The organism is Pseudomonas sp. PDM10 (assembly GCF_014852295.1).
Classification (GTDB): Bacteria; Pseudomonadota; Gammaproteobacteria; order Pseudomonadales; family Pseudomonadaceae; genus Aquipseudomonas.
In genome coordinates, this window is the sequence record NZ_JACVBJ010000001.1 from 400,970 (window position 1) to 414,651 (window position 13,682).

General features: G+C 60.4%; 13 protein-coding genes. 8 read left to right on the forward strand and 5 right to left on the reverse strand.

Features of this window, described 5'->3' with window-relative positions:
- The first annotated feature begins 7 nt into the window (after nucleotides 1–7).
- The gene (locus tag IB252_RS01905) at nucleotides 8–286 is read left to right on the forward strand and encodes a DUF1145 domain-containing protein (RefSeq protein WP_192406487.1); all 279 of its coding nucleotides are present in this window, start codon (nucleotides 8–10) and stop codon (nucleotides 284–286) included.
- Nucleotides 279–1,037, forward strand: a complete 759-nt coding sequence (locus IB252_RS01910; protein WP_192406489.1) for a collagen-like protein — start codon at nucleotides 279–281, stop codon at nucleotides 1,035–1,037. Before IB252_RS01905 ends, IB252_RS01910 begins: the two co-directional genes overlap by 8 nt.
- 192 nt (nucleotides 1,038–1,229) lie before the next feature.
- On the opposite strand, the gene IB252_RS01915 is transcribed toward IB252_RS01910, so the two are convergent.
- Nucleotides 1,230–1,694 carry a CopD family protein gene (locus IB252_RS01915; RefSeq protein WP_192406491.1) on the reverse strand — a complete coding sequence of 155 codons (465 nt, stop codon included), beginning with the start codon at nucleotides 1,692–1,694 and terminating at the stop codon, nucleotides 1,230–1,232.
- Nucleotides 1,695–1,793: 99 nt separating this feature from the next.
- Between IB252_RS01915 and dinG the strand changes: the two genes are divergently transcribed.
- From dinG to pdxH, 5 genes are all read left to right on the forward strand, one after another.
- Nucleotides 1,794–3,938: an ATP-dependent DNA helicase DinG gene (dinG, locus tag IB252_RS01920; RefSeq protein WP_008153901.1), complete on the forward strand. Its 2,145-nt coding sequence runs from the start codon at nucleotides 1,794–1,796 to the stop codon at nucleotides 3,936–3,938.
- A 95-nt stretch (nucleotides 3,939–4,033) separates the two neighbouring features.
- Nucleotides 4,034–6,544: a beta-galactosidase gene (locus IB252_RS01925; RefSeq protein ID WP_192406493.1), complete on the forward strand. Its 2,511-nt coding sequence runs from the start codon at nucleotides 4,034–4,036 to the stop codon at nucleotides 6,542–6,544.
- Nucleotides 6,545–6,772: 228 nt separating this feature from the next.
- On the forward strand, nucleotides 6,773–7,918 hold the full coding sequence (locus IB252_RS01930; RefSeq protein WP_192406495.1) for a serine hydrolase domain-containing protein: 1,146 nt from the start codon (nucleotides 6,773–6,775) through the stop codon (nucleotides 7,916–7,918).
- 113 nt (nucleotides 7,919–8,031) lie between these two features.
- Nucleotides 8,032–9,147 carry an OmpA family protein gene (locus IB252_RS01935; protein ID WP_192406497.1) on the forward strand — a complete coding sequence of 372 codons (1,116 nt, stop codon included), beginning with the start codon at nucleotides 8,032–8,034 and terminating at the stop codon, nucleotides 9,145–9,147.
- Between the two features lie 24 nt (nucleotides 9,148–9,171).
- The gene (pdxH, locus tag IB252_RS01940) at nucleotides 9,172–9,819 is read left to right on the forward strand and encodes a pyridoxamine 5'-phosphate oxidase (RefSeq protein WP_111450948.1); all 648 of its coding nucleotides are present in this window, start codon (nucleotides 9,172–9,174) and stop codon (nucleotides 9,817–9,819) included.
- A 5-nt stretch (nucleotides 9,820–9,824) separates the two neighbouring features.
- Here pdxH and IB252_RS01945 read toward each other — a convergent pair whose 3' ends face one another.
- On the reverse strand, nucleotides 9,825–10,061 hold the full coding sequence (locus tag IB252_RS01945; protein ID WP_192406499.1) for a hypothetical protein: 237 nt from the start codon (nucleotides 10,059–10,061) through the stop codon (nucleotides 9,825–9,827).
- 168 nt (nucleotides 10,062–10,229) lie between these two features.
- Between IB252_RS01945 and IB252_RS01950 the strand changes: the two genes are divergently transcribed.
- Nucleotides 10,230–10,694, forward strand: a complete 465-nt coding sequence (locus tag IB252_RS01950) for a glycine zipper 2TM domain-containing protein (protein WP_056739294.1) — start codon at nucleotides 10,230–10,232, stop codon at nucleotides 10,692–10,694.
- Nucleotides 10,695–10,760: 66 nt separating this feature from the next.
- On the opposite strand, the gene IB252_RS01955 is transcribed toward IB252_RS01950, so the two are convergent.
- The 3 genes from IB252_RS01955 to nhaA all read right to left on the reverse strand — a co-directional run bounded on the left by IB252_RS01955 (nucleotide 10,761) and on the right by nhaA (nucleotide 13,522).
- Nucleotides 10,761–11,012 carry a pyocin S6 family toxin immunity protein gene (locus IB252_RS01955; RefSeq protein WP_192406501.1) on the reverse strand — a complete coding sequence of 84 codons (252 nt, stop codon included), beginning with the start codon at nucleotides 11,010–11,012 and terminating at the stop codon, nucleotides 10,761–10,763.
- A 10-nt stretch (nucleotides 11,013–11,022) separates the two neighbouring features.
- A complete protein-coding gene (locus IB252_RS01960) occupies nucleotides 11,023–12,213 on the reverse strand; it encodes an S-type pyocin domain-containing protein (RefSeq protein ID WP_192406503.1) in 1,191 nt (396 codons plus the stop codon).
- 121 nt (nucleotides 12,214–12,334) lie between these two features.
- Complete coding sequence (gene nhaA, locus IB252_RS01965; RefSeq protein WP_192406505.1) at nucleotides 12,335–13,522, reverse strand: Na+/H+ antiporter NhaA; 1,188 nt, start codon at nucleotides 13,520–13,522, stop codon at nucleotides 12,335–12,337.
- Nucleotides 13,523–13,682 lie beyond the last annotated feature (160 nt).

Sequence of the window (13,682 nt, forward strand, 5' to 3'; positions counted from 1 at the left end):
GGAGCGTATGAACGTGTTTTGGGGGCTGGGGAAGTTGTTGACCCTGCTGTTCTGGCTGGTGGTGCTGGCCAATCAGCTCATGCCGTTTGTCAAACCTCTGCATCTGCTGGTCGATCTGGCCGGCGGCCTGCTGGCCTGCCTTCATCTTCTTGAGGCGGTGTTCTGTTTCCGCAGCCTCAGAGGTCGCGCTCACCCTTGGCTTGATCGCCTGAATATCCTCTTTTTCGGCGTTTTCCACCTGCAAACCCTCCCGGCTCCGACCGCTCCTAAGGCTTCCCATGCGTAAACTCTGTCTGCTCGCTGCACTCATCAGCCCATTGGCCTGCGCCCAGGTGGTGAGCGTCGAAACCAACTCGCTGATGCGTTTGCCCAACACCGCCAGCACCTTGCAGCTGGAACGCCTGGAAGTGGCCGACTACGGCACGTTATTGATTCCCTCGAATGTGACGGAGGTATCTGTCGGTGAATTGCGTCTGGGTCGTGAAGCGCGGATCGCCATCGTACCCGGCGAACAGCCGCTTGAGCTGAAGGTCAGTCGTGCGCAATTGTCGGAAGGCAGCCAGATCACGGCACGCGGTGCGCCGGGGACTTACCTCAAGGCAGCCCGCTCCGGGCGTAACCTGAACTTGCAGATCAAGGCATTGAGTGCGCCGCAATTGTGGGTGGACGCTCGTGGCGGTGCGGGCGCACCGGGTTTCGTCGGTCTCGATGGGGCCAACGGTCAGGCACCGGGTTGTACCTGGGGCCAGGCCGGTCGTGGTGCCGATGGTAGTGATGGTAGCGACGGTCAGCCCGGCGCGCCGGGTGCACTGGTTCGTCTGGAAGTGCCACGCGATTACCCGGCGGAGCTGATCAAGGTTCAGGTGGCCGGGGGTGACGGCGGTGTGGCCGGGCCTGGCGGTAAACCGGGCGCAGGTGGCAAGGCCAAGGGCTGTTTCGTTTACAAGGCCGATGGCGGCAAGAACGGCCGCCCTGGCGCTGACGGTCAGCCGGGGCCTGCCGGTGCGGCAGGTTCGGTGACCGTTCAGCGTCTGTAAGAACGACTGAGCTCCCCTGTGGTGAGGAAGCTTTGTGGCGAGGGGATTTATCCCCGTTCGGCTGCGAAGCAGTCGTAAAATCAGGCTGCGCGGAGTCTGGATTGGGGCCGCTTCGCAGCCCGACGGGGCGGTGCGACGTTTCGCTAAATCCCCTCACCACAAAGTCCCCCTCGCCACAAAAGCTGTGAGGCTTTAGAACATCGGCCGCGCCGCAGCAATCGCCACCAACACCAACCCGACAATCAGATTAATCCCCACCAACTTGCGAATTTTCCCAAGCGTCGCCGCCCCGGTCGGCCAATCCTGCGCCGTCACTGCCGTGCGCAACTCTGGCAACAACAACGCCTGAATCCGGATAAACAGCGCCGTCATCACCACGTACAACCCCATCATCACCTGCACATACCGCGGTGCCGCTTCAAAACCGCTGAACTGCAAATGAATCATGCCCACACCGCTGATCGGCAACAGCACCACCGCGACCCAGACCCAGCGGAAAAAACCTTGAAACACTTCTACCCACAGCTTCAACCGGGCAGGGCCTTCAAGTGCCTTCATCGCCGCGGGGCGCAAGACCATCCACGCGAAAAACATGCCGCCAACCCAGATCAGGGCTGACAGGACATGCAGGGTGTAAAGGATGCCAAAAGGTGTCATTGAGGTACTCCGTTCTGCGCGGGATTAATTAGCGCGGTATGATAGCCGCCGAACCGAACCACTGAAAATTTATCCAGCGTTTTTTGCGCCCGACAATCCATGATCAGCACTGAACTCAAAACCACGATCCAGGGCGCCTACTCGCGTTTTCTCGAAGCCAAGAGCCTCAAGCCGCGCTACGGCCAACGCCTGATGATCGCCGAAATTGCCAAGGTCCTCGGTGACATCGACACCGACGACGAAGGCCGGCGCAGTGGCGACCCCGCGATCGTCGCGGTGGAAGCCGGCACCGGTACCGGCAAAACCGTGGCCTACAGCCTGGCCGCCATCCCCACGGCCAAGGCCGCCGGCAAACGCCTGGTGATTGCCACGGCCACCGTGGCCCTGCAAGAGCAGATCGTCTACAAGGATTTGCCCGACCTGATGCGCAACAGCGGGCTGAATTTCAGCTTTGCCCTGGCCAAGGGGCGCGGGCGCTACATGTGCCTGTCCAAGCTCGACATGTTGCTCCAGGAAGGTCACGCACAAACCGCCACGGCGCAGCTGTTTGAAGAAGAAGGTTTCAAGATCGAGGTCGACGAGGCCAGTCAGAAGCTGTTCACCAGCATGATCGAGAAACTCGCCGGCAATAAGTGGGATGGCGACCGTGACAGCTGGTCCACTGCCCTGGAAGACGCCGACTGGGCGCGACTGACCACCGATCACAGCCAGTGCACCAACCGCCATTGCCCGAACTTCGGCCAGTGCGCCTTCTACAAGGCCCGGGAAGGCATGGGCAAGGTCGACGTCATCGTCACCAACCACGACATGGTACTGGCCGATCTGGCACTGGGCGGCGGCGCCGTGTTGCCGGACCCGCGCGACACCATCTACGTGTTCGACGAAGGCCACCACCTGCCGGACAAGGCCATCGGCCATTTCGCTCATTACACGCGTCTGCGTTCCACCGCCGACTGGCTGGAAACCACCGCCAAGAACCTCACCAAATTGCTGGCTCAACATCCGCTGCCGGGCGACCTGGGCAAGTTGATCGAGCAGGTGCCGGAACTCGCGCGGGAGATCAAGACCCAGCAGCAATTCATGTTCAGCGCCTGCGAGCAGGTCGCCGATTTTAAACCGGGTGAAGACGTCGAAGGTCGCGAGCGGCCGCGTCATCGCTTCGTCGGTGGGGTGATTCCCGAGCACATGCGCGAAATGGGTGTCGAGCTGAAGAAGGGTTTTGCCCGTCTGACCGATCTGTTTACCCGTCTCACCGAACTGCTCAAGGAAGGCATGGACGGCGAGGTCAACATCGGCATCGCCAGCAACCAGGCCGAAGAGTGGTATCCGCTGTTTGGCAGCCTGTTGTCCCGTTCTTCGGGCAACTGGGAGTTGTGGGTCGCGTTCACCGCTGAAGACCCGGAAGACAACCCGCCGATGGCCCGCTGGTTGACCCTGGCCGAAAGCGGCTCGCTGTTCGACATCGAGGTCAACGCCAGCCCGATCCTCGCGGCGGAAATGCTCCGTCGCAATTTGTGGAACGTGGCTTACGGCGCTCTGGTGACCTCCGCGACCCTGACCGCGCTCGGCACTTTCGATCGCTTCCGCATGCGCGCCGGTCTGCCGAAAAAAGCCGTGACCGCGGTGGTTCCGAGCCCGTTTCATCACGCCGACGCTGGTGTGCTGCGGGTGCCGGACCTGAAGGCCGATCCGCGTGATGCGCCGGCCCATACCGCAGCGATCATTCGCGACTTGCCGGCCTTGGTGGAAGGTTCGCGCGGCACCCTGGTGCTGTTTTCCTCGCGCAAACAGATGCAGGACGTGTTCGACGGCCTCGACCGCGACTGGCGCAAGCAAGTGTTCATTCAAGGCAACCTGTCGAAACAGGAAACCCTGAACAAGCACAAGGCGCGGGTCGATGGCGGCGATTCCAGTGTGTTGTTCGGCCTGGCGAGTTTTGCCGAAGGGGTGGATTTGCCGGGTGCGTACTGCGAGCACGTGGTGATCGCGAAGATTCCATTCTCGGTGCCCGATGATCCCGTCGAAGCGGCCCTGGCCGAGTGGATCGAGGCTCGGGGTGGCAATCCGTTCATGGAAATCTCCGTGCCGGATGCTTCGCTGAAGCTGGTCCAGGCCTGCGGTCGCTTGCTGCGTACCGAAGAAGACCGCGGCACCATCACCTTGCTCGATCGACGCCTGGTCACCCAGCGTTACGGCAAGGCAATCCTCAATGCGTTGCCACCCTTCCGACGTGAAATTTCCTGATACAGGGCTGGGCAATTTTGCCCAACCCGTTGTCTATCTCTCTACCATCGCTTTTCCACTGGCCATTGTTGGTCGTTAGGGAGAATTTCGTTCTCATGATTCGCCGTTCGTTGCCCGCTGTATTCGCTCTGATGTTCGCAGCCCCTTTGCTGGCGGCTCCTGCCGGCCAACAGACGCTGTTCAACTTTGTGCGCCCCGCCGATGTGGTCCAGGTGGCGACTCAGGACGCCAGCCTGCCGCAATCCAACGCCGAGCAAACGGCCGAAGGCGAAGTGCTGCGTCGGGTGACGTTCAACCCTGTGGCACAACCGACCTTGCGTCTGACCCCGCAGACGGGCGCCTGGGACTGGTCGCAGTCGGGCTTCATGAGCTTGCGGATTCAGAGCGCAATGGACTGGGCCGTGACCCTGTACGTGAAAATCCAGAGCAACGATGGCAAGACGCTGGTCAGCCGCGTCGACTTGCCGGCCGGCCCTGCGCAAACCTTGTTGGTGCCGCTGCAGCCCTTTACGCCATTGAGTCTTGGCCTGAAAGCCGGCCCGCCAATGCCGATGACGTTCGATGGCCAACGCGTATTGCTGGCCAGCAGCGCCGGTGAGCTGGAGCGCAGCCAGGTAGTGTCGGTGACCTTGTCGATGGATCAGCCGAAAGTCGCCCAGAGCATCCTGCTGGAACGCTTTGGCGTGCAGGACGGCGATGCGGTTACCCAAGCGGCTTTCGGCGGGCTTGTAGATGCTTACGGTCAGTCGACCCGAACCAAATGGCCAGAGAAAGTCAGCAGCGACGAGCAACTGAAAAGCGCGGCCGCCAAGGAACATCAGCAACTGAAAACCTGGCTGGCCGAGCGCGAGAAGTCCTCCCTGGACAAGTTTGGTGGCTGGAACAAAGGCCCGTCATTCAAGGCCAGCGGTTTTTTTCGCACGGAGAAGCGCGACGGTCGCTGGTACCTGGTGACCCCGGAAGGCCATCCGTTCTATTCGCTCGGGGTCAACACCATCACCCCGGATGTCGACCAGACCTACGTCGCCGGCCGCGAGTGGATGTTCGAGTCCCTGCCCAAACCGGACGAGCCGCTGGCTAGCCATTATGGTGAAGGCGATAACCGTGGCGGCAACGGCGTCGATCAGGGCCGAGGCTACAATGCCGGTCGCTGGTACGACTTCTATGGCGCCAACTTGCAGCGTCTGTATGGTCCGCCGTGTGTGGTGACCAGCGACACCAAGGCCGGTGTCGCCGAAGCGGCCAAGGCTGACGCGGTTGCGGCAACGGTGGAGAAGGCTGCTGAGCAACCGGTCGTTCCTTCGACGGCCGAATCCGGTGTCGCCGAAGCCGCCAAGACCGGCGCTGTTGAAGCGACCGCCGCGAAAGCAGCTGAGCAAACGCCTGCCGAACCCTGCAAAGCGGCGGTTGATGAACAGCGCTGGGCCAGCCACACCCTTGATCGCCTGCAAGCCTGGGGCTTCAACACTATCGGCAACTGGAGCGCCCCGGCGCTGGCCAACGCTGATCGCGTGCCGTACACCTTGCCGCTGTCGATCGTCGGCGATTACGCCAGCATCAGCACCGGCACCGACTGGTGGGGCGGCATGCCCGATCCGTTCGACCCGCGTTTCGCCATGGCCACCGAACGTGCCGTGGCCATCGCCGCGCGCGACCATCGCGATGATCCATGGCTGATCGGTTACTTCGCCGACAACGAACTGGCCTGGGCCGGTCCCGGCGACGACCCGAAAGCCCGTTACGCCCTGGCCTACAGCACCTTGAAAACGACCACCGACGTGCCGGCCAAACGCGCGTTCCTCAAGCAATTACGCGACAAGTACCGCAACCAGGCAGGCCTGTCGAAAGCCTGGGGCATTGACCTGCCAGCCTGGGAATTGATGGAAGATCCGGGCTTCGAAGCGCCGCTGCCAAGTGCCGAGCACCCGGAAATCGAAGCCGACTTCAAATACTTCCAGAAGGTCTTCGCCGACACTTACTTCAAGACCATTTCCGACTCGCTCAAGTGGCACTCGCCGAATCAGCTGTTGCTGGGCGGCCGGTTTGCCATCAGCACCCCCGAAGCAGTTGAGTCCTGCGCTCAGTATTGCGACGTGCTGAGCTTCAACATGTACACCCTGCAACCGCAGGACGGTTACGACTTCGCCAAGCTGCGCAGCCTGGACAAACCGGTGCTGATCACCGAGTTTAACTTCGGCTCGGCCGATCGTGGCCCGTTCTGGGGCGGTGTGACGCAATTGCCCAAGGAAGAAGACCGTGGGCCCGCTTACGCCAATTTCCTCAAACAGGCGATGAGCGAACCGTCGATCGTCGGCGTTCACTGGTTCCAATACCTTGACCAACCGGTTAGCGGTCGTCTGCTGGATGGCGAGAACGGTCACTTCGGGCTGGTGGGCATTACCGATCTGCCGTTCCAGGGTTTCGTCGATACCGTGCGCAAGAGCAATTTGCAGACCGTCGATCAGCTCGGTAAAGAGGCCGAGAAGGCCAAGACTGAGGCGGATAAAGCCGGGCAAGCAGCTCAGGGCGGCAGAAAAGGCGAGGCTGGCAAAGGCGCAGGGCAGGGCGCTGGCCATGCGGGTGGGCATTCCGGCAATGGCCACTGAGTCCTGTTAGACCGCGTTATCGTTCTTCGCGAGCAGGCTCGCTCCCACAGGGGTCCAGCGTGAACCCTGTGGGAGTGAGCCTGCTCGCGATGGCGCCCGCCAAGGCACCATAAAATTCTGATCCAATCCATGGGCAACCGACCGCCCAGCCTGCAACAGTTCCCAAAACCCTCTAGGGCTGGAACAATGCGGGCCACTTTGTAGAGCTTTATATCCGGGGAGTTGCGGGTGCAGATTCAGGGTTTTTACGAGCTGAAGTTCGAAGCGGTGCGTGAAGCTTTCGCGGCGCTGTTCGACGATCCTCAGGAACGGGGTGCAGCGTTGTGCATCAAGATCGGCGGTGAAACCGTGGTCGACCTTTGGGCCGGCAGCGCGGACAAGGACGGCACCGAAGCCTGGCACAGCGACACCATCGCCAATCTGTTCTCCTGCACCAAGACCTTTACCGCGGTGACCGCCCTGCAACTGGTAGCCGAAGGCAAGCTGCAACTGGATGCCCCGGTTGCCCGCTACTGGCCCGAGTTCGCCGCCGCCGGCAAAGAGTCCGTTACCTTGCGTCAATTGCTCTGCCATCAGGCCGGTCTGCCGGCGCTGCGTGAGCTATTGGCCCCGGAAGCCCTTTACGACTGGCAAACCATGGTTGACGCCCTGGCCGCCGAAGAACCGTGGTGGACGCCGGGAAATGGTCACGGTTATGCGGCTATCACCTACGGCTGGCTGATCGGTGAGTTGCTGCGGCGTGCCGACGGTCGTGGGCCGGGTGAGGCCATCGTGGCGCGAGTCGCGAAGCCTTTGGGCCTGGACTTTCACGTCGGCCTGGCGGATCAAGAGTTCCATCGCGTGGCGCACATCGCCCGTGGCAAGGGCAATGTCGGCGATGCCGCCGCCCAGCGCTTGCTGCAAGTGACCCTGCGCGAGCCGACGGCCATGACCACGAGGGCGTTCACGAACCCGCCGTCGATCATGACCAGCACCAACAAACCCGAGTGGCGACGCATGCAGCAGCCGGCCGCCAATGGCCACGGCAATGCCCGCAGCCTGGCCGGGTTCTATGCCGGTCTGCTCGATGGCAGCTTGCTGGAAAGCGAAATGCTCGAGGAACTGACCCGCGAGCACAGCCTCGGCGAGGACAAGACTTTACTGACCCGGACCCGTTTCGGCCTGGGTTGCATGCTCGATCAACCGGACGTCCCCAACGCCACCTACGGCCTCGGCCCTCGTGCGTTCGGTCATCCAGGGGCGGGCGGTTCCACCGGCTTTGCTGACCCGGAACACGATGTGGCCTTCGGCTTTGTGACAAATACCTTGGGACCGTACGTCTTGATGGATCCGCGCGCACAAAAGCTTGTGCGAGCACTGGCCACTTGTCTGTAAAACGCGCTCAGGGGTTCCAGGGCCGGAACCCCAAGGCCTTTTTGATTTCCAAGCGTCTGTTTATCCGGGTCAATCCGGCCTGATAGTTAATTACTTCATTTTGTGGATATCCAATGTCTTCCAATAAAACCCTCGCTTTGGCTCTGTGCTTCGCTATTACCGGTTGCGCACAAACTCCACAAAGTGACTCGGATGGCAGCAGCTGGTGGCCGTTCGGCTCTTCCGACAAAGTCGCCGCTAAAGGCCCGGCTCCGGCTCCGACCCCAGTCCCGGCACCTTTGAAGCCTGCCGCGACCGCTCCGGTGGCCAAGGCTGAAAGCTCCAACCCTTGGTACTGGCCATTCGGTTCCGATGAAGTTCTCGACAAGAAGCCAGAGGTGAAAGCTGAAGCCAAGCCCGAAGCCAAACCGGTCGAGGTGGCCAAGGCCAAGGCCGATGCAGGTGGCAATTGGTGGTGGCCGTTCGGCGGCAAAGAGCAAAGCACTGCCAAAGCCGTGCCGATGCCTGATCCTAAAGTTACCCAAGCCTGGCTCGACGACTACGAGCCGCGCTTGCGCGAAGCGGTCAAGGGCAGCAACCTGCAACTCGAACGCCGTGAAAACGTATTGGTGGTGACTGCGCCGGTAGAAGGCTCGTTCAACCCTGACCGTCCGGCCATGCTGCTGCCGGTGACCCTCGGCCCGTTCACCCGCGTCGCGAAAATTCTTGAAGTCGATCCGAAAACTGCCGTGCTGATTCTGGGCCACAGTGATACGTCGGGTGCCGCACCGGCCAACGTGAAACTGAGCCAGGAGCGTGCCCAGGCCGTGGCAGCGATTTTCCGTCTCAGCGGTCTGCAGCGTGATCGCCTGATGCTGCGCGGTATGGGTGGCGAAGCCCCGCGTGCTGCCAACGACAGCAATGAAGGCCGTGCCTTGAACCGTCGCGTCGAACTGCTGGTGACCCCGCAAAACACCATGGTCGCGTTGCTGAGCAAGTACAACATGCCGGCCCCGGCGCCAGTGAAATTGGTCGCTGCCCAGGACGTCAAGCCAGTAGTCAAACCGGTCACCCCGGCGCCAGCCGCGAAGAAAGCCGATGTGCCTGCGGCGAAAAAAGCCCCGGCCAAGAAAGCCGCCGCCAAGAAGGCACCGGCTAAAACTGCAACGCCGGCGAAAAAGACTGCCCCGGCCAAAGCCGCTGCCGACACGAAAAAAGTCGCCGACAGCGCCGATACTGTAAAAAAGTGATTCGTTAACCAAAAGGAATGCGCCATGACCCAGGGCCTGGCTGATATGCGTCGCGACTACACCCGTGATGGCCTGACCGAGGCGCAAGCCCCGGCCGAGCCGTTCGCGCTGTTCCATCAGTGGTTCGCCGACGCGGTGAAAACCGAGCAGGCGCCGGTGGAAGCCAACGCCATGACCCTGGCCACCGTCGATCAGGACGGTCGGCCGCATTGCCGCATTCTGCTGCTCAAGGGGCTGGACGAGCAGGGTTTCACCTTCTTCACCAACTACGACAGCGCCAAGGGCCAGCATCTGGCCGCGAACCCGTTCGCGGCCATGACCTTTTTCTGGCCGGCCCTGGAGCGTCAGGTGCGCATCGAAGGGCGGGTGGTGAAGGTTACGCCCGAGGAGTCCGACGCCTACTTCCAGGTTCGGCCGCTGGGCAGTCGTCTCGGTGCCTGGGCATCGCCCCAGAGTCGGGTGATCGCCGATCGTGCCGAGCTGGAAGCGCTGCTCAAGAACACCGAGCAACGTTTCAGCGACACACAACCTCATTGCCCTGAGCACTGGGGTGGTTACCGTTTGTTACCGGAGCGCATCGAGTTCTGGCAAGGCCGTCCGAGCCGCCTGCACGATCGCCTCAACTACCGCTTTCAGGGCGCCGACTGGACTCTTGAACGTCTGGCACCTTAAGCCGTCTACCGATCGGGATAGCCTGCCGCAGCGGCTTCAAGCCACTGCGGCAGGTCTCGGCGCTTGATCTTCTGCGCTTGAGCGTTCGCCAGTTGCTGGAGCATGAACGCCTTTTTCTGCTCGTCTTTACCCGCCAGTGACAACGCCAGATCGCGGTCCATCCAGCGTTTGATCCGCACGTATAGCCACCAGTGGAAATACAATCCGGCAACGGTAGTGACGACAATGATGAAGTAATCCATGACAATCCTTGGGGCAGCGGCGCAGATTCCGGAATTTGCCGCTACTGTGTGGTGAGTTCGTGGAGGTGCCTGTACCGGGCCTGAATCAAACCAATTTTATCCGGGCGAGGCCGTGACAGGCGTCAAGCTGCGGAGTTTAATGAATACTTGTCCTTTGGAGTTGATGCTATGCGTAAGTCTGTTCTGCTGGTTGCTTCCTTTTCCACGATGGCGATGTTGCTCACTGGCTGCCAATCGAGCCTGACCGGTGACTCCTACTCCCGTGACGAAGCGCGTCGCGTGCAGACCGTTCGCATGGGCACCATCGAATCCCTGCGGCCGGTCAAAATCGAAGGCACCAAAACCCCAATCGGCGGCGCAGCTGGCGCCGTCGTGGGCGGTGTCGGCGGTAGCGCCATCGGTGGCGGTCGCGGCAGCATCGTTGCTGCCGTTATCGGCGCAGTCGCCGGTGGCCTGGCAGGTTCTGCAGCCGAAGAAGGCCTGACCCGCACTCAGGGCGTGGAAATCACCGTGCGCGAAGACGACGGCAGCATGCGCGCCTACGTGCAACAGGTTCAGGAAAATGAAGTGTTCCGTGTTGGCGAGCGTGTGCGGATTGCCACTGTTGATGGGACGAGCCGCGTTTCGCACTAAGCGAGAATACGGGTAAAAGAAAACCCCGATCAGGTGACTGGTCGGGGTTTTGTTTGTTAAGGATTGTCACTGCGCGGCGCGGGGGCCTATAAAATATTCCAGCCCCTCGGGGAAGTCGATTTCTAATAGCTCTGCAACCTGTAGGATTTGAGCACCTGTCAGTTCCAGTTCTCCAGGCTCTATTTCTTCCAGTTTTTTTGACTCGGTCAATTGAGCCAATGCCTGGTTCATCTCATAGTCTTTGATGGTCAGTTGGAACTGCAATGAATCATCTTGTTTTTCATCAGGGTAAAAACCGGTGATGGATAGATAGCGCATAGTTTTCTCTTCAGTTTCTTGAGGTTTTTCTACCAGGCTTTGCCTTTTTAGTTCGCTCGCCAGTTACGTGATTGAATTCGCCCAAATGCACTCCGAATTTATCGTAAAGCTCTACAGCACCGCTTTTGGAATCCCATTCATATATACGGCCTCTGCGGTCTAGCCATCGGGCTCGTTTTTTACCTCCACCTCGAACTGAAACCTTCGGTTTTACGGGGAGTGCATCAGGGAAGCCTGGGAGGGTTTCTGGATCATCGTAGTACTTATGATCCCCCGGCATGCTCATCACTACATAAACCGGATTTACCCCTGAACCCAGCGGAAACACAAGAATGAAATCCTTGTACTCCGGCGGGTAAACCGGATTCACGATGATGCTATCCGCCGCTTTCGTCGGCGGATAAACCCAAATGTGCGGCGCTTGCGGAGCTGCTTCCAGCGCTGGAATACCAAGGATGTCGGAACCATCCACAGCCGGTGTCCAGATCAGCTCAACACCATCCCCCAGATCCGCCACCTGCTGACTGCCGCGCAAGCTGAACTGCACGACATCAACCATTTCCCAATCACGGTTCTTGCCGGTGTAGAAACCGTATCCCTTGAGACTGCCGTCAGCTTGTTGCTCGACCCTTAGCCGAACACGAGTTCGAGCCTGTTTCAGGGCGCGTAACTGATCTTCGGTATAGAGCGCGCTATCGCCGAGACTCGGCGTCCAGAAGAACGCGACCAGGCCGGCCAATAGGGTGGTTCCAGCAGCACCGAGTGCTGCGGTGGGAACAGCGATAGCCGGGGCGCGAAGAGCCATTCGGCCGATACCGAGCGAGACGGTACTGCCGCTGATGGTTTCAAGATTCAGCAGCCCGGCATCGTCTGCCTCGCGAGCACCGAGCCAGGCGACTTCTCCGTAGTCCTTGAGGTTGTCGGTGGGCACCATCCCCGAAGGATTCGAGTAATCGATGATGGCGTCGGGAAGCTTGCAGGACTTGGCGAATACGCATCCTGCGCGAACGGGTTCGTGCTTTTTCGCGACGACCTCACGACTCCGTTCGAAGGCGTGTTGCCTCGCGAGCATCGCGTCGTAAGCGTTTTGTCTGGCATCCCGCGCGGCCAGTTCGGTGGCCGTCATAAAGCGGTGAGTGACGTGATGACCGTCGCCTGACGGAGGGTTCTTGACCTGGGGAATGTCCTTATTGCCAGCCACTGATCTTCCTTGCGTTCGAACATCGACAGCCCCCAACAAAGGGGCTGTGCGACGTTAACGAACGAGGCTGATCGTGGCTGTAGGACGAGTCTTGAATGACGCTAAGAGTTGTCTCTGTTTATCAGGATTGCAGAGTGGCGCTCTTGCGACTCGCCGCCGCCGTCACCGCATAACCAATCAATGCTGCCAGTATCGAACCGGTCAAAATCCCCATCCGGTCCATCCCTGCGTATTCACTGGCACCCGGCACAAACGCCAGGGAGCCGACAAACAGGCTCATGGTGAAGCCAATGCCGCAGAGGATTGCCACGCCCATTACCTGGCCCCAGTTGGCGCCTTGGGGCAGGGCGGCAATGCCGATTTTCACGGCCAGCCAGGTCAGGCCGAAGACGCCGAGGGTTTTGCCCAGCAGCAGACCGACTGCGATGCCCATCGGTACGTGGTGGGTGAAGCTTTCGGCGGTCACGCCACTCAGGGACAGGCCGGCGTTGGCGAAGGCGAACAGTGGCAGGATGCCGTAGGCCACCCATGGATGCAGGGCATGTTCGAGGGTCAGCAGCGGCGAAGGTTCGGCGTTTTTCGTGCGCAGGGGAATGCAGAAGGCCAGGGTCACACCGGCCAGTGTCGCGTGGACACCGCTCTTGAGCACGCAAACCCAAAGAATCAGGCCGATGATCATGTACGGCCCGAGCTTGACCACCCCGAGCCGGTTCATCGCGATCAGTGCCACGATGCACGTCGCGGCCAGGGACAGCGAAAGGGTCGAGAGCGTACCCGAGTAGAAGATCGCAATGACGATGATTGCGCCGAGGTCGTCAATAATCGCCAACGTCATCAGGAAAAGTTTCAGCGACACCGGTACCCGCTTACCCAACAGGGCCAGTACGCCGAGGGCGAAGGCGATGTCGGTGGCCATCGGGATGGCCCAGCCACCCAGGGCTGCCGGGTCATCGCGGTTCAGAAACCAGTAGATCAACGCCGGAACCACCATGCCGCCAATCGCCGCCGCGCCGGGCAGGACGATTTGCGACGGTTTCGACAGTTGACCGTCGAGGACTTCGCGCTTCACTTCCAGACCGATCAACAGGAAAAACAGGGCCATCAGGCCGTCGTTGATCCACAGCAGCGCCGGTTTGGCGATTTGCAACGCACCGACCTGCGCCACGACCGGAGTGTCGAGAAAACTGCTGTAAAGCCACGACAGCGGGGAATTGTTGATGATCAACGCCAGGGCAGCAGCGGCGATCAATAACAGTCCGCTGGCAGCTTCCAACTGGAAGAAACGCGTGAAAGTGCTACGCAGAGGCAAGGTCGCTCTCCATCGGTGAATTCAAAAGGTGGCACACCCTAACCCGTACCGTTAGTTGTTAAAACAAAAGTTATATTCTTTTTTGTTATATGTCGTTACAACGTGAACGATCAGCAGGGACCTGAGCCTAGCAGTTGTCGGGCGTATTGAACCTCAGCTG

Bases quoted from the DNA above. Each gene is read 5' to 3' on its own strand.
- IB252_RS01905 (WP_192406487.1), top strand. From the start codon at position 8: ATGAACGTGTTTTGGGGGCTGGGGAAGTTGTTGACCCTGCTGTTCTGG.
- IB252_RS01910 (WP_192406489.1), top strand. From the start codon at position 279: ATGCGTAAACTCTGTCTGCTCGCTGCACTCATCAGCCCATTGGCCTGC.
- IB252_RS01915 (WP_192406491.1), bottom strand. From the start codon at position 1,694: ATGACACCTTTTGGCATCCTTTACACCCTGCATGTCCTGTCAGCCCTG.
- dinG (WP_008153901.1), top strand. From the start codon at position 1,794: ATGATCAGCACTGAACTCAAAACCACGATCCAGGGCGCCTACTCGCGT.
- IB252_RS01925 (WP_192406493.1), top strand. From the start codon at position 4,034: ATGATTCGCCGTTCGTTGCCCGCTGTATTCGCTCTGATGTTCGCAGCC.
- IB252_RS01935 (WP_192406497.1), top strand. From the start codon at position 8,032: ATGTCTTCCAATAAAACCCTCGCTTTGGCTCTGTGCTTCGCTATTACC.
- pdxH (WP_111450948.1), top strand. From the start codon at position 9,172: ATGACCCAGGGCCTGGCTGATATGCGTCGCGACTACACCCGTGATGGC.
- IB252_RS01945 (WP_192406499.1), bottom strand. From the start codon at position 10,061: ATGGATTACTTCATCATTGTCGTCACTACCGTTGCCGGATTGTATTTC.
- IB252_RS01950 (WP_056739294.1), top strand. From the start codon at position 10,230: ATGCGTAAGTCTGTTCTGCTGGTTGCTTCCTTTTCCACGATGGCGATG.
- IB252_RS01955 (WP_192406501.1), bottom strand. From the start codon at position 11,012: ATGCGCTATCTATCCATCACCGGTTTTTACCCTGATGAAAAACAAGAT.